Annotated in this window: 9 protein-coding genes and 1 pseudogene; 6 read left to right on the top strand and 4 right to left on the bottom strand. The window is 58.2% G+C overall.

What is annotated here, in order from left to right; translation table 11 throughout:
• Positions 1–361 precede the first annotated feature (361 nt).
• Positions 362–769 (top strand): annotated as a pseudogene (locus C1D09_RS11855) (Tn3 family transposase); the annotation flags it as partial.
• A 277-nt stretch (positions 770–1,046) separates the two neighbouring features.
• Here C1D09_RS11855 and C1D09_RS11850 read toward each other — a convergent pair.
• The 3 genes from C1D09_RS11850 to C1D09_RS11840 all read right to left on the bottom strand — a co-directional run bounded on the left by C1D09_RS11850 (position 1,047) and on the right by C1D09_RS11840 (position 4,645).
• The gene (locus tag C1D09_RS11850) at positions 1,047–1,679 is read right to left on the bottom strand and encodes a ProQ/FINO family protein (RefSeq protein WP_246135714.1); all 633 of its coding nucleotides are present in this window, start codon (positions 1,677–1,679) and stop codon (positions 1,047–1,049) included.
• Positions 1,680–2,176: 497 nt separating this feature from the next.
• The gene (locus C1D09_RS33730) at positions 2,177–2,368 is read right to left on the bottom strand and encodes a hypothetical protein (RefSeq protein WP_109671438.1); all 192 of its coding nucleotides are present in this window, start codon (positions 2,366–2,368) and stop codon (positions 2,177–2,179) included.
• A 1,002-nt stretch (positions 2,369–3,370) separates the two neighbouring features.
• Positions 3,371–4,645, bottom strand: a complete 1,275-nt coding sequence (locus C1D09_RS11840; RefSeq protein WP_167514572.1) for a hypothetical protein — start codon at positions 4,643–4,645, stop codon at positions 3,371–3,373.
• A 167-nt stretch (positions 4,646–4,812) separates the two neighbouring features.
• On the opposite strand from C1D09_RS11840, the gene C1D09_RS11835 reads away from it, so the two are divergent.
• A complete protein-coding gene (locus tag C1D09_RS11835; protein WP_167514571.1) occupies positions 4,813–7,176 on the top strand; it encodes a DGQHR domain-containing protein in 2,364 nt (787 codons plus the stop codon).
• A gap of 54 nt (positions 7,177–7,230) precedes the next feature.
• On the opposite strand, the gene C1D09_RS11830 is transcribed toward C1D09_RS11835, so the two are convergent.
• Positions 7,231–9,552 carry a helix-turn-helix domain-containing protein gene (locus tag C1D09_RS11830; RefSeq protein ID WP_143974459.1) on the bottom strand — a complete coding sequence of 774 codons (2,322 nt, stop codon included), beginning with the start codon at positions 9,550–9,552 and terminating at the stop codon, positions 7,231–7,233.
• Between C1D09_RS11830 and C1D09_RS11825 the strand changes: the two genes are divergently transcribed.
• The 4 genes from C1D09_RS11825 (at position 9,514) to C1D09_RS11810 (ending at position 15,767) form a co-directional block, all read left to right on the top strand.
• Positions 9,514–11,346, top strand: coding sequence for a type II toxin-antitoxin system HipA family toxin (locus C1D09_RS11825; protein ID WP_143974457.1), 1,833 nt, complete (start codon positions 9,514–9,516; stop codon positions 11,344–11,346). The two genes, C1D09_RS11830 and C1D09_RS11825, sit on opposite strands and share 39 nt — an antisense overlap.
• A 194-nt stretch (positions 11,347–11,540) precedes the next feature.
• A complete protein-coding gene (locus C1D09_RS11820; RefSeq protein ID WP_143974455.1) occupies positions 11,541–12,569 on the top strand; it encodes a DGQHR domain-containing protein in 1,029 nt (342 codons plus the stop codon).
• Positions 12,562–14,193, top strand: a complete 1,632-nt coding sequence (locus C1D09_RS11815) for a radical SAM protein (protein WP_143974454.1) — start codon at positions 12,562–12,564, stop codon at positions 14,191–14,193. The genes C1D09_RS11820 and C1D09_RS11815 overlap by 8 nt, the downstream gene beginning before the upstream one ends.
• Entirely contained in the window at positions 14,190–15,767 is a 1,578-nt protein-coding gene (locus C1D09_RS11810; RefSeq protein ID WP_143974452.1) for an ATP-binding protein, read from the top strand. The genes C1D09_RS11815 and C1D09_RS11810 overlap by 4 nt, the downstream gene beginning before the upstream one ends.
• Positions 15,768–15,897 lie beyond the last annotated feature (130 nt).

Raw genomic sequence — 15,897 nt, 5'->3', positions numbered from 1 at the left:
GTCATCCACGAAATGAAGGTCGGTCGGCGGCTCCCGGCTCCCAACGAAGGAGTTTCAAAACTCGTGCCAATTTGGCCGACCCAGCAGAAGAAAAACATTGTGATTACTTTTCAGCGGATTAGCCTGAGGCCAGACAAGAGCTCGGCGAAATAGGCCGGTGTCGCGGACCCAACAAAGACGACAGAAGAGTGTCGGATAGGCGACACCTTCTTTGTCAGTTGTCCTGTCCTGGAATGATGGCAGGCCACCTGACCCTATTGACCCATAGGAGGTTGGCTCAGGGGTTCACGTGCTTGCTTAGGGGCGCGTTCGAGGCGGCTTGCGGGCGCGTTGCCAATGCAACACTTTGGCTATCCGCAACACCGCCATCTGGGGCGAAGCCGGGACGGCCTGCGCGTCGGAGTCCAAGAAGTTCGGCGCTTGGGACGGCAACCTGATGACGGAATGGCATGTCCGCTATGGCGGTCGCGGCGTGATGACCTACTGGCATGTCGAAAAGGGCTCGACCTGCATTTTCTCGCAACTCGAGCGCTGTTCGTCTTCGGAGGTCGCCGCGATGATCAAGGGCGTGCTGCGACGCTGCACCAACGTGGAGATTCAGGGCCAATATTCGACAGCCATGGCCAGAGCGCCGTTGGCGTCGCTTTTTGCCGCCTGCTCGGGTTCACCTGCCGCCACGCCTGAAGCGATCGCCCGGCAGAAGCTGGCGCCGTCAGGCCTGCGCGCTGAATTTCCCAATCTGCTTCCCATTCTTTCCAACGTCATCAACTGAGAGGAGGTTGAGCAGCAGTATGGCCACAGTCAATCTGGGCCGGCATCGATCTGACTGCCATCCCGAAATATCACGGTCGCAGCGGTAGCCAGAACGACCATCGGAATAGCCTCCGGCCTTCGTTCATCCCGAAGAAGGGATGACCGACCAGTCCGTTTTTCGCGCGCGAATGCGGCAGCTCCATTGCGATCGCGGCAATTCGGATTGGCGCGGGCGCCATGTGCTCCGACCCTGAGGGCTGTCCCGGTCGGCGCGAGCTATCGCTCAGCGGCGATCAAGTCATCGGCTTTCGGAATGACCGGCGACGCTTCGTCTCAACGATTATGCCGGTCGGGCTGTCGGCCGTATTCTTCGCCTTGGACACGGCGGTTCGCTTCGGTTTTGGTTTGGGTGGCGCTTGAGGCTCTACCCTTGGCTCCGGCGTTTGCTTGCCCTTTTGTTTGTCCTTGCGGGAGCAAAGCAAAGCCTTGGCGGTCGCCGCGTCCGCATCCGAGACCACGCCGGCCGGTTTGCCATCGAGATTGACCCGTGCGGCGCCGGCATCCAGTCTCGCCAAGTATTTGGCCATCTTGGTATACGCCAGCAGGGCTCTCCTCAATTCATCATCGGACAGTTCGCCGTCGAGCACCCGAATGTCATGATGGATGCCGATCTTGAGCGGCCTGGGCGCTTTCGGATTGAACGCCGCAGGCCACTTGGCCGATAGATAGCGGAAAAGCTGTGCAGGCGATTTGCCTCGGCTACAGCTCAACATCATAAGCCTCGCCCCATTGTTTTCGTTTCCAATTCGGACCTTCCTAGCACTGATATATGCAATGATTATGGAAAAATGAGCATTCGCTCCGCAGGGCAAAGACCTCCTCATTCGGACAAGCGAGGTGCCTGGTGAGCCGAGCAGGATCGGCACCAATCACGCCGAGCCGTCCCGTTAGAGTTCACAGCCATACATCAGGGTCGTGGAATGCTGTTCCCCCATATCTCCGCCAGCTCATTGACCCTTGGCAGCGCATCTCAAACGCCGGCAGCGAAAAAGACTCGACGGCCCTCCGCGGAGGGCCGTCAGCCAGTAGGACCCGAAACCGTCGCGGCTCCTCTCACCCGTTCGGCCGTTCCGTCGTACCAGGGGGTCGCGTAGCGCGAAAGCTACTCAGGCGACCGTTCCGTGATCTCGGCCGGATCGACGCCGTCCTGGGACAGGAAGGCAGGCGAATGGCTGGCAAAAAGCGTTCCGCCACAACCCGGCACCTGGCGCGGGCGCGGCGGAACTGCCGGGCGGCGGCCATTCCGGAATAGCTGCCGCCGATGACAATAGGCGCAGCGAAATTCAGAAGGTTGTGGGCGACAGGCTTCGGACTCCCATTCGATTGCCGACTCGGCTCATGCCTTGACGGGCAATATTCGGCCTCAGAAGCGGCGCCCAATCGGAAACATTAGCACCTCCGCGTTTTGGCTCGGCTGCTTGAACTCCTCGACGGCAACTGCCTCAATTAGCAGATCCAAGGCTTCGCGCCCTCTCTGGCTGATCGGGTCATCGCCTCGCAGGTAATGATATGCTCGATCTAGATGCACTCGCGCGGCGGAAAAATCGCTTGTCATATGACCCTCTCAGTTGCCGCCCGCGTTAGCCGTCTACGAGGTGAGGGTCACGCAATCGTCAATATCCACAGACAGATTTGATTTAAATCGCAGATGACCCGGGAGAACCAAACACCGGCTTGTCCTATGCGAGAGCTCCTTGATTATGTCGCCGGCGGGCCCGGTGGACTCTGCAATAGGGTTGCTTGGCAGGACGCCACTACGGCTTTTCTGCGTTCTGTCTTATCGCTGTGACATTTCCCGCACAGGATGACGTTAACGACACTCTTTCCCGCGTGAGGTGAGGTGATGAGAGCAGGTTAGAGTGACGCGCGGCAGGGAGGACAGGAGGCGATGGCAAAGGCTGAAACTCGGTAAGACAGCGCAGACCGTCACGCTTGCTACAAAGAGAATGTTCTTCGAAGAGTATCGTTATGATCGATCCGGCGTCGCGAGGCTCGGCCGGCTGAAGGAGGACGCTGGCAATGATGCGGTCAGGGGATGGTTGGCACGATCCACGCCAGGCACCTGCACGGATCACCCCGCAAAAGTGGCGGACGGGACCTGGAATCGAGCCGACATTGCGAGATTTTCGCGGCCGTGGCGGCTTCGCTGTCTGCTGTCCGCAGGGCGAAGCGCGCATCAGATGAGGGCCAGCGGTGGGTGCATCGCCGCCGGAACCGCGGGGATGACGAACACGATCTTCGCCGGCTAGGACAGCGGCACTGCGAACTCAATGTTGGAGGCGCTACGCCGCTCGATCTAGCGGAGGCGTGGCGAGTCGATGCGGCCGGCCGGCAAGACCCGCGCTGCCGCTCGATTTCGGGAAGGATCCCTTGCCGCTTAAATATGATTCACCGATGAAGCTTAGGGTGTCGACCATCTCGAGGTGTTCGTCGCCAATGATTATCCGGGCGGCAACTGGAGATGCCAATTATTCGGGACATCACTCCCAATTCGATAATGCCATTTATGCGACTTTCGAAGCACAAAAAGCGAACATCGTGTTCGCGGTATAAACATTCAATCGTCCGGTGGCCAAGCCGCCGGAAGTTCTAATATGTCCGCAAGCTGCGTGCCGCCTTTGCGCACATATTCTGCTTCGCTATCGAGATCGTAGCCAGGCAACGGCAACAGTCCCCTAGAAAGCGGGTTGGCTTCAAACGGATTGTAAGCGATGAGTGGTTGCCAACGTTCGTCGCGCAGTTTCCAAAGATTGGGCTCTGGAAATATGACGACGGCGCTCACATTGCGATTGCGCGGAGCGCCGTGGCGTCCCCAGTAGCCGTCATTTGTCCGGTCATTTTCGGTATCAAATCCGCCGTCGGGCCGGCGGCGAAAATGAACGCAGGGACTTCCAAACAAGGCGTCAATCAGTGCGTCGGCAACATGGTCGCCTACGGGAATCGATCCTTTGCAGTCGGCAACAACGATTAGATACGGTGTTTCGGAAATTCGGTACCTTTGTCCCTTGATCTCAAGGGCCTGGCGGAGGTCAAGATGCGGCGCAACCGATCGCACACCGCTCATGGCAGCCGCAATCTTGCGCTCATACAGCTTCTCCTTGTCGTACCCACCATGAAGTGTGAGTTCGATCTTCCAGTCAGTAGCGTCGAAAATGCGACTGGGCATGTGCTGAACATTGTCGCCACACTCCTGTGCCCCCCACGCTTCGACTTCAGACCTGAGCTTGCCAAGACTGGGTGATGATTTGCCGTGCTTTTCGACGCTGTAACCCATCAGCCATCCGGCTGGCAGCTTCACCGTTTCCAAAGCATTATAAATTGCTGCCTCACGGTTGTCGCGGCCCACTGTCTCCAAGTCCGGCCCGAATGTCGTGACTTCTACGAAGGCCAAAGGACCTCCGTTCGCATCCTTGACCAAGAAGTCTGGTCTACGTGTTGGATGCGGACAGAAAGGATGAATTTCCACGTTATGCCCGAGTCGGCGCAATGCTGCGTGAACAACAATTTCGGCCATTGTCGCTTGATATTGAACGTTCGAACCGCCGCGTAATCGTTTGACCAAGTCGGCCTGTTCCGTTTGCGGGAACTCCGCCAACCATCCGTTTACGAGCTGACGATAAAGGGCAAAAGGCTTGCGAGCTGAGCTGTCGTAAAACGCAAAATCGTCTTCACCTGCTTTCTTTGGCGACGTCCTATCCCTTTTCTTGTCTTCAAATAGGGCGGGCATGGGTACCTCTTTTGACGAGTCCTCAGAAATGATCCGGCGGAATTTCGCCAGATAGCGCCGGATCGATGTGCCGAACGACATTGCGGGTCTTTGTCCGAGCGCCATGTGCCGCCGGCTCCAGGTACTTTTGTGGGAGCGCTTCTACTGAGCCGAGAAAGACAGCGCAACGATTTGGGCATATGTGCTGTAGATACTCTACTGCAATACGTGAATGGTGGGTCGGATTGGATTACTTGCGTCAAACTGATGCGGCAAGCATGCGGGGAAGGACGATGGCGGCTTCTTTGGGGATGTTGGTTTCGGATGACGAACTGCGCGTTGCGTCCGTCGTGCGAGCGAAGAAGGTGGACGAGAAGACGGTGTCGGCCGGTTCAGCCGCCGCGCTAGACATGAAGCTTGCGGCAGAAGAGGCGGACGGGTGGACGCTCGCGAAGCGAAACAAGCGGTCGCTTCGCCTTGAGCGTGCCAAGCCTATCGATCGGCAGCTCGAGGATGATGTTTGGACGCTGCTTTACCGGATGGGCTTCAAGGCGCTAAACCCTGATCGAAATTTCTACATCATGGGGAAGGATGGGTCACGGCGGCAGCTCGATGTTTTTGCGAAGGACGATGAGACGGTTTTCGTCGTCGAATGCACACATGCACAGGATACTGCAACCAAGTCCGTAAAGCAGTTGCTCGACAAGATTGGGGCGATCAGAGAAGACGTCGTCACCGCGGTGCATTCGACGTTTGGCCGGGATCCAAAGCTGAAAGTCAAAATCGCGATCGCAACACGAAACGTCGACATCCGCACTGCCGACCGGCAACGTGCCGCGGCAGCAGGCGTGCCGATTATCACAGAGGCCGACGTCGCGTATTTTTTTAAGCTCACCAGCATTCTGAAATCGGCGGCGCGATACCAGTTTCTCGGCCGTTATCTCAAGGGTGAAAAAGTTGAGGGCCTGCGTACGCGCGTCCCGGCGAACCGCGGCAAAGTCGGCAATACGACCTTCTACAGCTTCCTGATGTCGCCCCACGACCTGTTGCGCATCGCGTACATCAGTCATATGGGCGCTACATCCAACGAAGACCTCGAGACGTACCAGCGCATGGTGAAGCCTACGCGGCTCCGATCAATCGGCGCCTATCTCGATCGCGGCGGCACGTTCCCAACCAACATCGTCGTCAACGTTAAGCTCGATGGCCTGAATTTCAACAGCCAGGAAACGTTCGGAGATACCGCGACTGGCACTCTCGATCTTCCCGGCCAATACGGGTCCGCATGGGTCATCGATGGGCAGCATCGGCTCTATGGCTACGCGTACGCAGGCCGCGATGCCGATGAGGATCGGTCCGTCGTCTCCGTTCTGGCTTACCAGAACCTGCCGGTCCGGCAGGAAATAGAGATGTTCGTTGACATCAATACGCAGCAGGTCAAGGTTCAGCGCAATCTCGTGAATGAAATCATCTCGTCGCTCAACATCGATGATGAGGACCCCCGCAAGCGGCTGGACGCGATGTGCGCGCGCATCGTGCTGAAGTTGGACGAGGAAAAGCAGTCACCGGTCCGTGACCGCATACTCACAGTCGGTCAGCAGAAGGACAATTTCCAGTGTCTGACCCTCACCTCTCTCGCGGATGGCATCGAGGGCAACAGTCTCCTCGGATCGGTTCACAAGTCGGGTGGCAAGAAGGGTAGTGTCAGGCTGATCCCGGGCCCGCTGGGTACGTTGTCAGATGACTCGGCCGCCATGATGAAAAAGGCGACTTCCACCTTGTCGGGCTACTTCGCCATTTTTGCGGATGGCGTGCCGGAACACTGGGCACTGGGCGATGCCAAGGGCGGCTATCTCTGCACAAACCTGGGTCTGCGGGCACTGCTTGTTCTTCTCCGCAAGCTCATCGTCTTCATCGAGCGCGACGGAACGCGCGTGGTGTCGCTTGAAGCCGACGATATCGTCGAGCTCGTCAGACCGCTGGCGCAACACGTAGTCACCTATTTTCATGATGCGTCGCCATCTGACATCGCCCGCTTTCGCAACCGCGGCAGCTCGCTTGCCAGCGTCGATCAAAACGCCCTGCAGATGATGGCAATCATCCATACCGCTGATCCCTCATTCGATCTCCCCGAGGTCAAACGCTACCTGGAGAACCAGGATGCCGAGGGAACCCGACAGGCTCGCATCATGATCGATGAGATCAACCAAATTCTTTTCGACGATGTCCTGACCACGCTGAAGGCCAAGTTTGGTGAGGAGAAAGATGCGTGGTGGCTATCCGGCGTGCCAAAGGCAATCCGGATTGAAGCCGACAAGAACTATAACAACGACAATGGCGAGCACGAGCGTTGGCGCTATCTGTATCTGATCGACTATCTTGGCATTGTGCTTCATGACAGCAATTGGGAGCTTTTCAAGGATCGCTACAATTTCTACGGCAAAGGCGCCAAGTCGACGCTTGTCCGGTGGATCGGCAAAGTCAACAAGGCGCGCACCGTCACGCACCATGCAGAAAAAGGCCCGCTGTCGAAGGACAAGGTCGAATATGTGAGACGTGTGCATGAACTTGTGAAGCGCCACATCCTTGGGGGAGAGCCCGTCGACGGCCGCAAACAGCTGCTCTTCGACGATTCTTCAAGTGACAGCGCCGGCTAACAGTCACGCGTTTTACCAATATTCGAATTTGGCTGTCAGCATGGAGTTGGGCAATTAGGCTCCGCCAGGCTCGCTGTCAGGCTGAACTCTCGTTGCGCGCATGAGGGGTTCGAGTACCCAGACGCTCCAGGCATCTTGAAGGCGCTCACTAACCTTTGATGCCGTCTGGCGCACGCCCTCGGTTGTTTCAAACCAATTGCGCCACGCGGCCGTGATGTCGCGTTTGTACCCGGCCCCTTGGCCGTAACGTTCCGCCGTCTGTGTCCAGATATCCGCGTCCGACAACAGTTCACCATAGGCGTCGCGGCCGATGGTGCGCGCCGCCGCCAGAAACTCCTGTCGGCTCTCACTTAGCCGCGCCCGAAGTGCCCTCAGATTCTGGCCGATCGCTTCAAGATCCTCATACTTGCTTTCGAGGTCCATCAGCTTGTGCTCGATACGTTGCACGAGAGCTTGCGAACGCAAATTGGCATCGACCCGGACCCCCGTACCCAAGATGTGATCAACCTGGAAATTCTCCCAATCGCCTCGCCGATAGATCGAGGCGGCAATTGAACTGTGATGCCCCACCGCAAGCTGGTCGATGAGGTTCTGGTAGGCGGGGCGTACTGTTTCTGGAAGGTCGCCGACCGCGTGCAGGACGCGCGCCAGATCCTGCTCGATTTCCCGACGTGCTTCGCTCGTGCGAACGACATCGACATTCTCGATCAAGTTTCGAACGCCGTCTGCCGCATTCACGCCGCGAGCGGCATAGGCAGCCCGCATGCGAGCGATTTGACCGCGAAGAGCCGTCCAGATCTTGCCGGCGTCGTCGTTTTTTGCATCGAAGAAGTTAACCGGTGTCGGTGGTAGGCCCACATTGGCCAGAGCCTGTTCAATCTCCTTGCGCCGAAGGCCGTAGCCCTGCTGACGGGAGATAACAGGACCATCAAGGCCAGGCATTTCAAGGGCTTCGTCGCCGCGCGGCAAGACAAGGATGCATTGCCGATAGCGCTCAGCCGCGTCGGATGCCGCGTCCTGCGATTCCTGAAGATGACGTTGGACGGTCGTGTTCGGGGCATCTGCGAATTTGGTGCAGAGTACTAGGAGAGTCCGGGAGTCCTCTGCGTACGCGGTGATATCAGGACGCTGGGTTACGCCTTCCACGCCGCGAGTATCGATGACGGATAGGGTCTGACCATCAGCACTAAGATTGTTCGAAGGCATCAGGACGGTGATGCGTCGAGGGATACTGAAGCGCGGTTCCGCACCACTATTGATCGCCGATACCAGATTTGACACCCAAAGCAGGCCATCCTCTCGCCCCTCCGGAAGAATCATCTGGCGTTCCTTTCGAGCGGCCAGACTCATTCCGCCCACAATTCGATCGGTAACCTCGTCGATGCCAAGGCCCTCTTTCAGAAGGTCAACGATTGGGTCCTTGGTAATCGGCTCATCATTTTCCATGTGACTGACCGGCCTCATGCCAGCCATATTGCGGATCAGACGGCCTAGTTCGGCTGACAGCCCGCCGCCACTCGCCCCAGGCACGAGACTGGCGACCAATTGTTTCGTCAGTCTAACGACTTCCTCCTCCGTAACGGTATCGACAAGAACACCAAATGTAGGTGCGACGCGTATGGCCGTTTCGCAGACCGTGGTACGTCCAGGCCCCACCGGGAACGCAGGCCGGCGTCCGCTGCGGCCATCGCCAACCAGGAGTCCAACTGCATAGGTAAGCGCCATGGTTTTTCCGACGCCGATATCCCCTACCCAGGCCATAATGTGGTCACGACGGTCCAGATAGGCTTCCGTTATCTGAAGTTCATTCCGAAGCAGATCGATCGGTCCGCGCAGAATCGGGTCCGTCATTTGTTCCTGGAACGCAAGGAGGTCTCGGGCGGCCCTATCGATCGTCCAAAGCGCCTCTCGGTCGGGATGCAGGAAGGATGGTGGCTTTGCGCGCAGCCAGTTTCGCGCGTAGTGTTCGCTCACTTCGGTCGCGGTCTGGGTACCGATTGCGGCCAAATAGCGTTCAGCAATTTCCGGCTCGACCTCATCTGCCTTCTCCAATTTGGAGAGCACGCTGGGAACAGTGTTCATCGCGCGTGCGAGAGTCGCCTGACTCATGCCACTGGCGTCTCTAACATGTTTGAGCACGTCGGCTGGGATGGAGTGGACCACGATCTTTCTCCTTTCCACTCTTTGATGACACAAGTCGCGAATATTCGCAAACTGTCCCATCAGGAAATGAGATTTTACGCGATCATAAGACCTTTGAGGGCTTTTCAGGAACATTCTCGCTGACAGACGGGCGAATCCGGTATAACTTTCGCGTATCTGAAAAACGGGAAAGTCATGCCGCTCCATCTCGTCGGTGAAAATCTCGACAGGCACCGAGCCTATATGGCCGCGCAGGCCGGCTCGCTCGTGAGCTTGCTGCGCGGCGTCTATGTGGACGCCAACGACGACGTAAACAAGACGGTAATGGACCACGCCGTCCGCATCGCTGCCTACCTTTACCCTCACGCCTTTTTGTCGGGCCCGAGTGCATTCCAGCTCGCGCCTACAGTGGACGGCCGCCTCTTCCTAAGTGGGCGTCGTAACCAGCGAAGCCGAATCCGGGGTCTCGAAATCATACAGAACCAGGCGCCTGACAACCCCTCGACGGTACCGGTCATCGTTGGCGACGACATGGGCGAGTTCCATATCACGGCCTCATCACCCGGCCAGCGTTTTCTGGAAGCTTTCCGTCTACGAAGCGAACATGCAAGTGCAATCGACCCTGCTATGCGCCGAAGCATGGCAGACCGGTTGATCGAAGAGTATGGGAATGCAAGCTCTGCGGCCGATGCCATTTGGGCTCTGGCGCGCGCCAACAGATGGACTCGCGAGGCCGAAGCCGCAGAAGCCTTTCTCAACGCGGCTCGACCGGTCCAGGCACCCGTCAACAGGGCGCAAATTGATCTCGTCGTAGCTTGGCACGGGGAACCTGTCGGCCGACTGATCCATGATGGTGTGGAATGGCGCTGGACGGCGGCCGCGGGTCGACAGCCGCCATTGATCCGCCCGACACGCCCAGGCAGCCTACCCCCTTTTATCGAATCGCTGCTTCCGGAAGGCTGGCTAGCACACGTTCTCGATGATCGCGATGAACGGGAAACTCTCCGGACGAGCCGTCGCTACATGTCCAACATAACGATCGTCGACGGTTCCGTCGACTTGGCAACTGTCCCGCAGGATGTTCTGCAGGGGCGTCTTGCTCACTTCCAGGCTGGCGGACTCTTCACTGGCCAATACAAAGGGCCGACCCGACGTTCTCTCGAGGATACCTTCCAGGATAACCTTGCGCGCCTGTTCGCGGACGCAAACACACCGCGGCTGTCCGGCGTACAGATCAAGGCGCCGATGTGCCTCAGGCAGGACGGTGATCTGGTTCCAGCAATCACCGAGCCTTTCACCCATATCCTGAAGCCTGCCGGGACGAGCGGTTTTGACGACCTGCCCATCGTGGAATGGATCTGCCTGATGCTGGCGCGCGAGGCCGCGTTCGATGTTCCGGAGGCGGTCCTCGTGCGCATGCCCGACCAGATGCCACCTGCCCTACTGATCGAACGGTTCGACATTCGCCGTTCCCATAACGACATCCATCGAATTGCACTTGAGGATTTCTGCTCGATCCTCGAACTCCCGGCGGCCCGCAAATACGATGGCACCGTGGAGCGAATGGCGCGCGGCCTGCGCCCCTTGTCCACCGATCCCGTTGCCGACATAGAAATCCTGTTCCAACGTGCTGTCTTCGCCTGGCTGATCGCTGATGGCGACATGCATCTGAAAAACTTGGCACTGCTCAAAATTGCCGAAGACGGCGCCGATGGCTTCACGCAAGTCCGGTTCGCCCCCGTCTACGATGCGGTAACCACCCGGCTTTTCCCGGGCCTCGAACACGACCGGATGGCGTTAAAGCTCAATGGCAAGGACGACCGTTTGACCCCCGATGATTTTCTCGCGCTTGCGCGGACGATCGAACTGCCGGTTTCCCGTGCCGCGCAACTGATGGCAAACTGCGCTCGACGGACCTTCGACTCGGCTCCCCATGTTGCTATACCTCTGGAGGCGGCTCCCAACGGAGATCTTATTCGGGATCGTATTGTCGCAATCGTGCAGCATCGCGCCGAACCTTTTCTCTGATCGAATCCGTGCCTTAGCCTCGACCCAAAAACATTGCTCCGCACTGAGCGCGAGCGAACTTTTAGGGGGAATAGCAAAACGGCTTGTTGGATTGCCCGCAAAAGTTGCCGTGCAGACAAAATTCCGCCTTGACCTGCAGTTCCAGACTGCAGAATGTGCAGTCTGGAACTGCAATTTGTCGTCGGATTCGAACAGTGACAACCGCTATTGTTATCGACTGCCTGAAAGGCCAATCGGCGCATAGGCCTGTGTTGCTCGGCTTCGCGCCGGCAGACGTTCTTTATCGCTTGAGCTTTGCCGACATCCTCGATGAGGATAGCCGCCGCGGGTATCAACGTCCTTTCAACGACCGTCACAGCCAGGACTTTCGGCGCTACATCAAGGAACCCGAAAGTTCGACGATCCCGCTGACGCTGAACCTGCGGCCGGCCTTAAATGACGAATGGCGGATCGAAGAGCTTCCGGACGGTCGCATTCGCTTGGAGATCTCGGCCGGCGCCCAGAAGATCATGGCACAGGTCGACTGCCAGCACCGCCTCGGTCACCTGGGCGACCTGCCGATTCCCCTCCCATTCATGTGCTTTATCGAGCTTTCCGAGCGCGAGGAAATGGAGGTCTTCAGCATCATCAACAGCAAAGCCAAGGGACTGAGCACCAGTCTGCTCGACTACCACGAAGCACAACTTGCCGAGGATCTGGCCCTCGAACGTCCCGAGCTTTTCATTGCATTCAAGCTGAACAACCAAGAAGACTCGCCGTGGCATCGGCGCCTGAACCTAGGCGGCAAGACGACCTCCGGACTGAAAAGGATCGTTTCGCTGCGAATGATGCAGCAAGCCATCCACGCGTTCCTGAAGGCGACCAAACTGTCTTCGAAGGACTCGGTCGAGGAAGCGCTGCGTATCGTGCTGGATTTCTGGCGTGCGGTTGGCGTGGTGCTCCCGCAGGAGTGGGCCAGTCCACGCAAGCATATGCTGACAAAGGGTGTGGGGGTCTATGCGCTTTTTCGCATCGCGGCGGATATTGTCAACGAATGCCGCGACGCTGGACGATCATGTGACAAGCGGGCGTTCATCACCGCACTTTCTGATTTCGCCGGAACGATCGATTGGTCCACCTCCGGCCCCCTCAAGGGCTTTGGCGGCCAAGGCGGCGTCAAGCAGGCGGTAGAATTTATTCGCGAAGTTCGGAAGCGCGCTCGTTATAAGGTGGTCAATGGCTAACAAGAATATTCTGCTGATCGAGCCCGGCTACAAGAATAAGTATCCACCGCTCGGCCTTATGAAAATTGCCCAATATCATGGACCGCGAGGGAAACGAGATCGCGTCCGATTCATCAAAGGGGAAGATCGCTCAGTTCTGAACCAGGCGTGGGACCGAATTTACATCACGACACTTTTCTCTTTCGAGTACCCGAAGATTGCGCAGACGATCGATTTCGCGCTGGAGGTTGCCAACGGTCAAGCCGACAAAGTTTTCGTCGGCGGGATTGCCGCCTCATTGATGCACGAGCGCTTCATTGAGGAGAGACGCTGGCAGGGCATACGCTTCATCAAAGGGCTGCTTTCGGATCCGCCGGCCGTTGCGCTCCAGTTGGATGAGTTCTCAGAGGAGCTTTACGCCGAGGACACCGGTGGCCGCCCGATCGAGGATCTGGTCCCCGACTACGGCATCCTCGATCAGATCGACTACAAGTATCCGGTTCGTGATGCCTACTTCGCGTACACCTCCCGCGGCTGTATTCGAAAATGTCACTTCTGCGGAGTGCCAAAACTGGAGGGCGCGCAGCGGGACACGGAGTCACTGACGGCGCTCATTAAGGCCATCGACGCGCTCTACGGTCCGAAGAAGGACCTGACCCTTATGGACAACAATGTCGTCGCAAGCCCGCGCTTCAAGGAGATCATCGCCGAAATCCGCGATCTCGGGTTCACGCCAGGCGCCAAGCTCCAGCGCGAAGGGATGCGGGTGCCTGTCCAGCGCCGGGTCGACTTTAATCAGGGTGTTGATGCCCGGATCCTCTGCAAGGATCCCATGTACCTGCGCGAACTGGCGACCATCTGCCTCAAGCCGCTGAGGATCGCGTTTGACCATCTCGGTGTGAGGAAGCCGTACGAACAGGCGGTGCGGTACGCCGCCGAATACGGCCTCACCGAGCTCTCGAACTACATGCTCTATAACTTCCATGACAACCCTGCGGACTTGTTTGAGCGGATGCGGCTCAACGTGACTCTCAACGAGGAGTTAGGCGTACGCATCTGGTCGTTTCCAATGCGCTTCCAGCCGACCGACCGGCCCGACCGTGGTCACATCGGCAGCAAGTGGACCCGTTACCAGCTCCGCTCGATGCAGCTCATCCTGCAGGCGACCCACGGCATCGTCAGCGGCGAACCCACCTTTTTTAAGCGGGCCTTCGGCAACACGTTCGAGGAGTACGAGCGTATCCTGGCTCTCCCGCACGACTTCATCTTCAATCGCGATTGGTACGAACGTTTCGATCCCGAGGAGCGGCTCGCTGCGTACCGGGCCGAGTTCAACAGGCTCGATGGCTATGAACGACGCGAGCTGCTGGAGTTACTGTCGTCGTGCGATCCTCGACAGTTTGCGGGGCTGGCGGAGCAGGCCACAACGGCGGCACTGAAGCGGGTTCTTCGCTTCTACGTGCCAGTGCCTAAAGACGAACTGTTTGCAATTTGGGCGAAGCAGAAGGAGCTTACCAGGGGCGAGCCAACTGCCGAAACAGGTCTGGCGGAGGATGAACGGGTCGAGGACGCAGGCCTTGACCATGAAGAACCGGAGCCCTCGCCGGTCTGCAAATCGAAGACGCAGGAAGGGATCGCCGCATGAACGCGACGGCTGCAATCAAGCTCGCCCGGGCGGCGTCAACAAGTCGCGGGACGGCCGAACGCCACGAGTTGCCGGAGATCGTGATCGGCAAGGATGTTCTCGAGCTCGTCTCGAGCGCGATGTACGTCGACCCTATGACCGTGTACCGCGAATACATTCAGAACGCAGCTGACGCGGTCGATGCGGCTCGCGCGGCTGGCCAGCTCGCTGCCAGCGAGCTTGGCCGTGTCGAGATTTCGGTAGAGCCTGGTAGCCGGACGGTCCGAATTCGAGACAACGGCTGCGGCGTTCCTTTCCAGGAATTCGGTCGCAAGTTGACCGCACTTGGTGGCAGTGCCAAGCGTGGGACACCGGCCCGTGGATTTCGCGGCGTAGGCCGGCTCGCAGGGCTCGCATACGCGCAGGAGCTGATCTTCCGTTCGCGCGTTCCGGGTGAGGCCAAAATTTCCGAACTGCGTTGGGATTGCCGCCAACTGAAGGTAGCTCTGCGCGCATTGGAAGAGGATACAGGTATCGCGGAGCTGATCCGCCAAGTGACCACGCTGCAACGCGTCGAAATCTCCGACGCACCGGAGCGATTTTTCGAAGTTGAAATGAGGGGCATTGTCAGACTGCGGAACGATCGCTTGATGAGCCCGACGGCGATTGGCGACTATCTGAGCCAGGTCGCTCCCCTGCCGTTCTCACCAGATTTCCGTTTCGGCGGGCAAATCACCGACGCACTTTCACGTCATTTGGGTCTCGGTGTGTTGGACATTCGCATCGACGGCGCCGAAGAGCCGCTTTGTCGTCCGCACCGCGATCGATTTGTTTTGGACAACAAGGCGGATATTACCTTCGATGATGTGACCCTAATCGAAATACCCGGCATCGACGGCGTCGTCGCGGCCGTCGGCTGGGTGCTGCATCACGAGTACGAAGGGGCGGTGCCGACCGGAACGCTTGTGAAAGGTCTCCGGCTTCGCGCCGGCAACGTCCAGGTCGGTGACCACACGCTTCTTGAAGATCTGTTTCCGGAACCGCGGTTCAACGTCTGGTCTGTGGGCGAGGTGCACGTGCTCGACAGGAAGGTCGTCCCGAACGGGCGGCGTGATCATTTCGAACAGAACGCGCACTACCACAATCTGTTGAACCATCTCACACCGACTGCCCGAGACATTGCTCGGCGCTGTCGGACGAGTTCGGTACGCAGAAAATGGGCGCGGGAATTCGACCTGCAGGCCCAATCAGCCGAGGACACGCTGTCGGTTATCAGCCAAGGCGGTGTCAGCGCGGCGGAACGGGAACGCCTCGCACTCTTGACCGATCAGATGCTGTTGCGCCTTACCAAGATAGCGAGCATGGACATACTAAAAGACGCTGCGGATACGCATGCTGCCGCGATTGGAAGAATTCGTGCTCGACTTGGCGAACTGATGGAGGACCTTTCCCCGGTAGCCAGTCCTCTGATGCGCCTCCCGCCGAAGCAGCGGGCAATTTACCAGAACTTTTTTGATCTAGTGTATGAATGCTCTGCAAATCGGGTTGCAGCCAAGTCTCTGATTGATCGAATGATGATGCGCCTTGATCAGTAGTTAGGTGGCGCCAGTTCGAAGGCGCTACGTCCCTCGGTCGAGCTCGACCCGAAGGATGTCTTGGTTCTCTTGTTTGCCTTCCACGTTCTCGTGTCCTAACGACACTGGGCGCTGACAAGGTGATCTGCGG

It is taken from the genome of Mesorhizobium intechi (assembly GCF_002879535.1).
Taxonomy (GTDB): domain Bacteria; phylum Pseudomonadota; class Alphaproteobacteria; order Rhizobiales; family Rhizobiaceae; genus Mesorhizobium; species Mesorhizobium intechi.
This window is presented reverse-complemented; position numbering and strand designations above follow the sequence as displayed.

What these genes read in the sequence shown, in the direction of transcription:
- C1D09_RS33730 (WP_109671438.1), bottom strand. Translation starts at nt 2,368, where the DNA reads ATGACAAGCGATTTTTCCGCCGCGCGAGTGCATCTAGATCGAGCATAT.
- C1D09_RS11840 (WP_167514572.1), bottom strand. Translation starts at nt 4,645, where the DNA reads ATGGCGCTCGGACAAAGACCCGCAATGTCGTTCGGCACATCGATCCGG.
- C1D09_RS11835 (WP_167514571.1), top strand. Translation starts at nt 4,813, where the DNA reads ATGGCGGCTTCTTTGGGGATGTTGGTTTCGGATGACGAACTGCGCGTT.
- C1D09_RS11825 (WP_143974457.1), top strand. Translation starts at nt 9,514, where the DNA reads ATGCCGCTCCATCTCGTCGGTGAAAATCTCGACAGGCACCGAGCCTAT.
- C1D09_RS11815 (WP_143974454.1), top strand. Translation starts at nt 12,562, where the DNA reads ATGGCTAACAAGAATATTCTGCTGATCGAGCCCGGCTACAAGAATAAG.
- C1D09_RS11810 (WP_143974452.1), top strand. Translation starts at nt 14,190, where the DNA reads ATGAACGCGACGGCTGCAATCAAGCTCGCCCGGGCGGCGTCAACAAGT.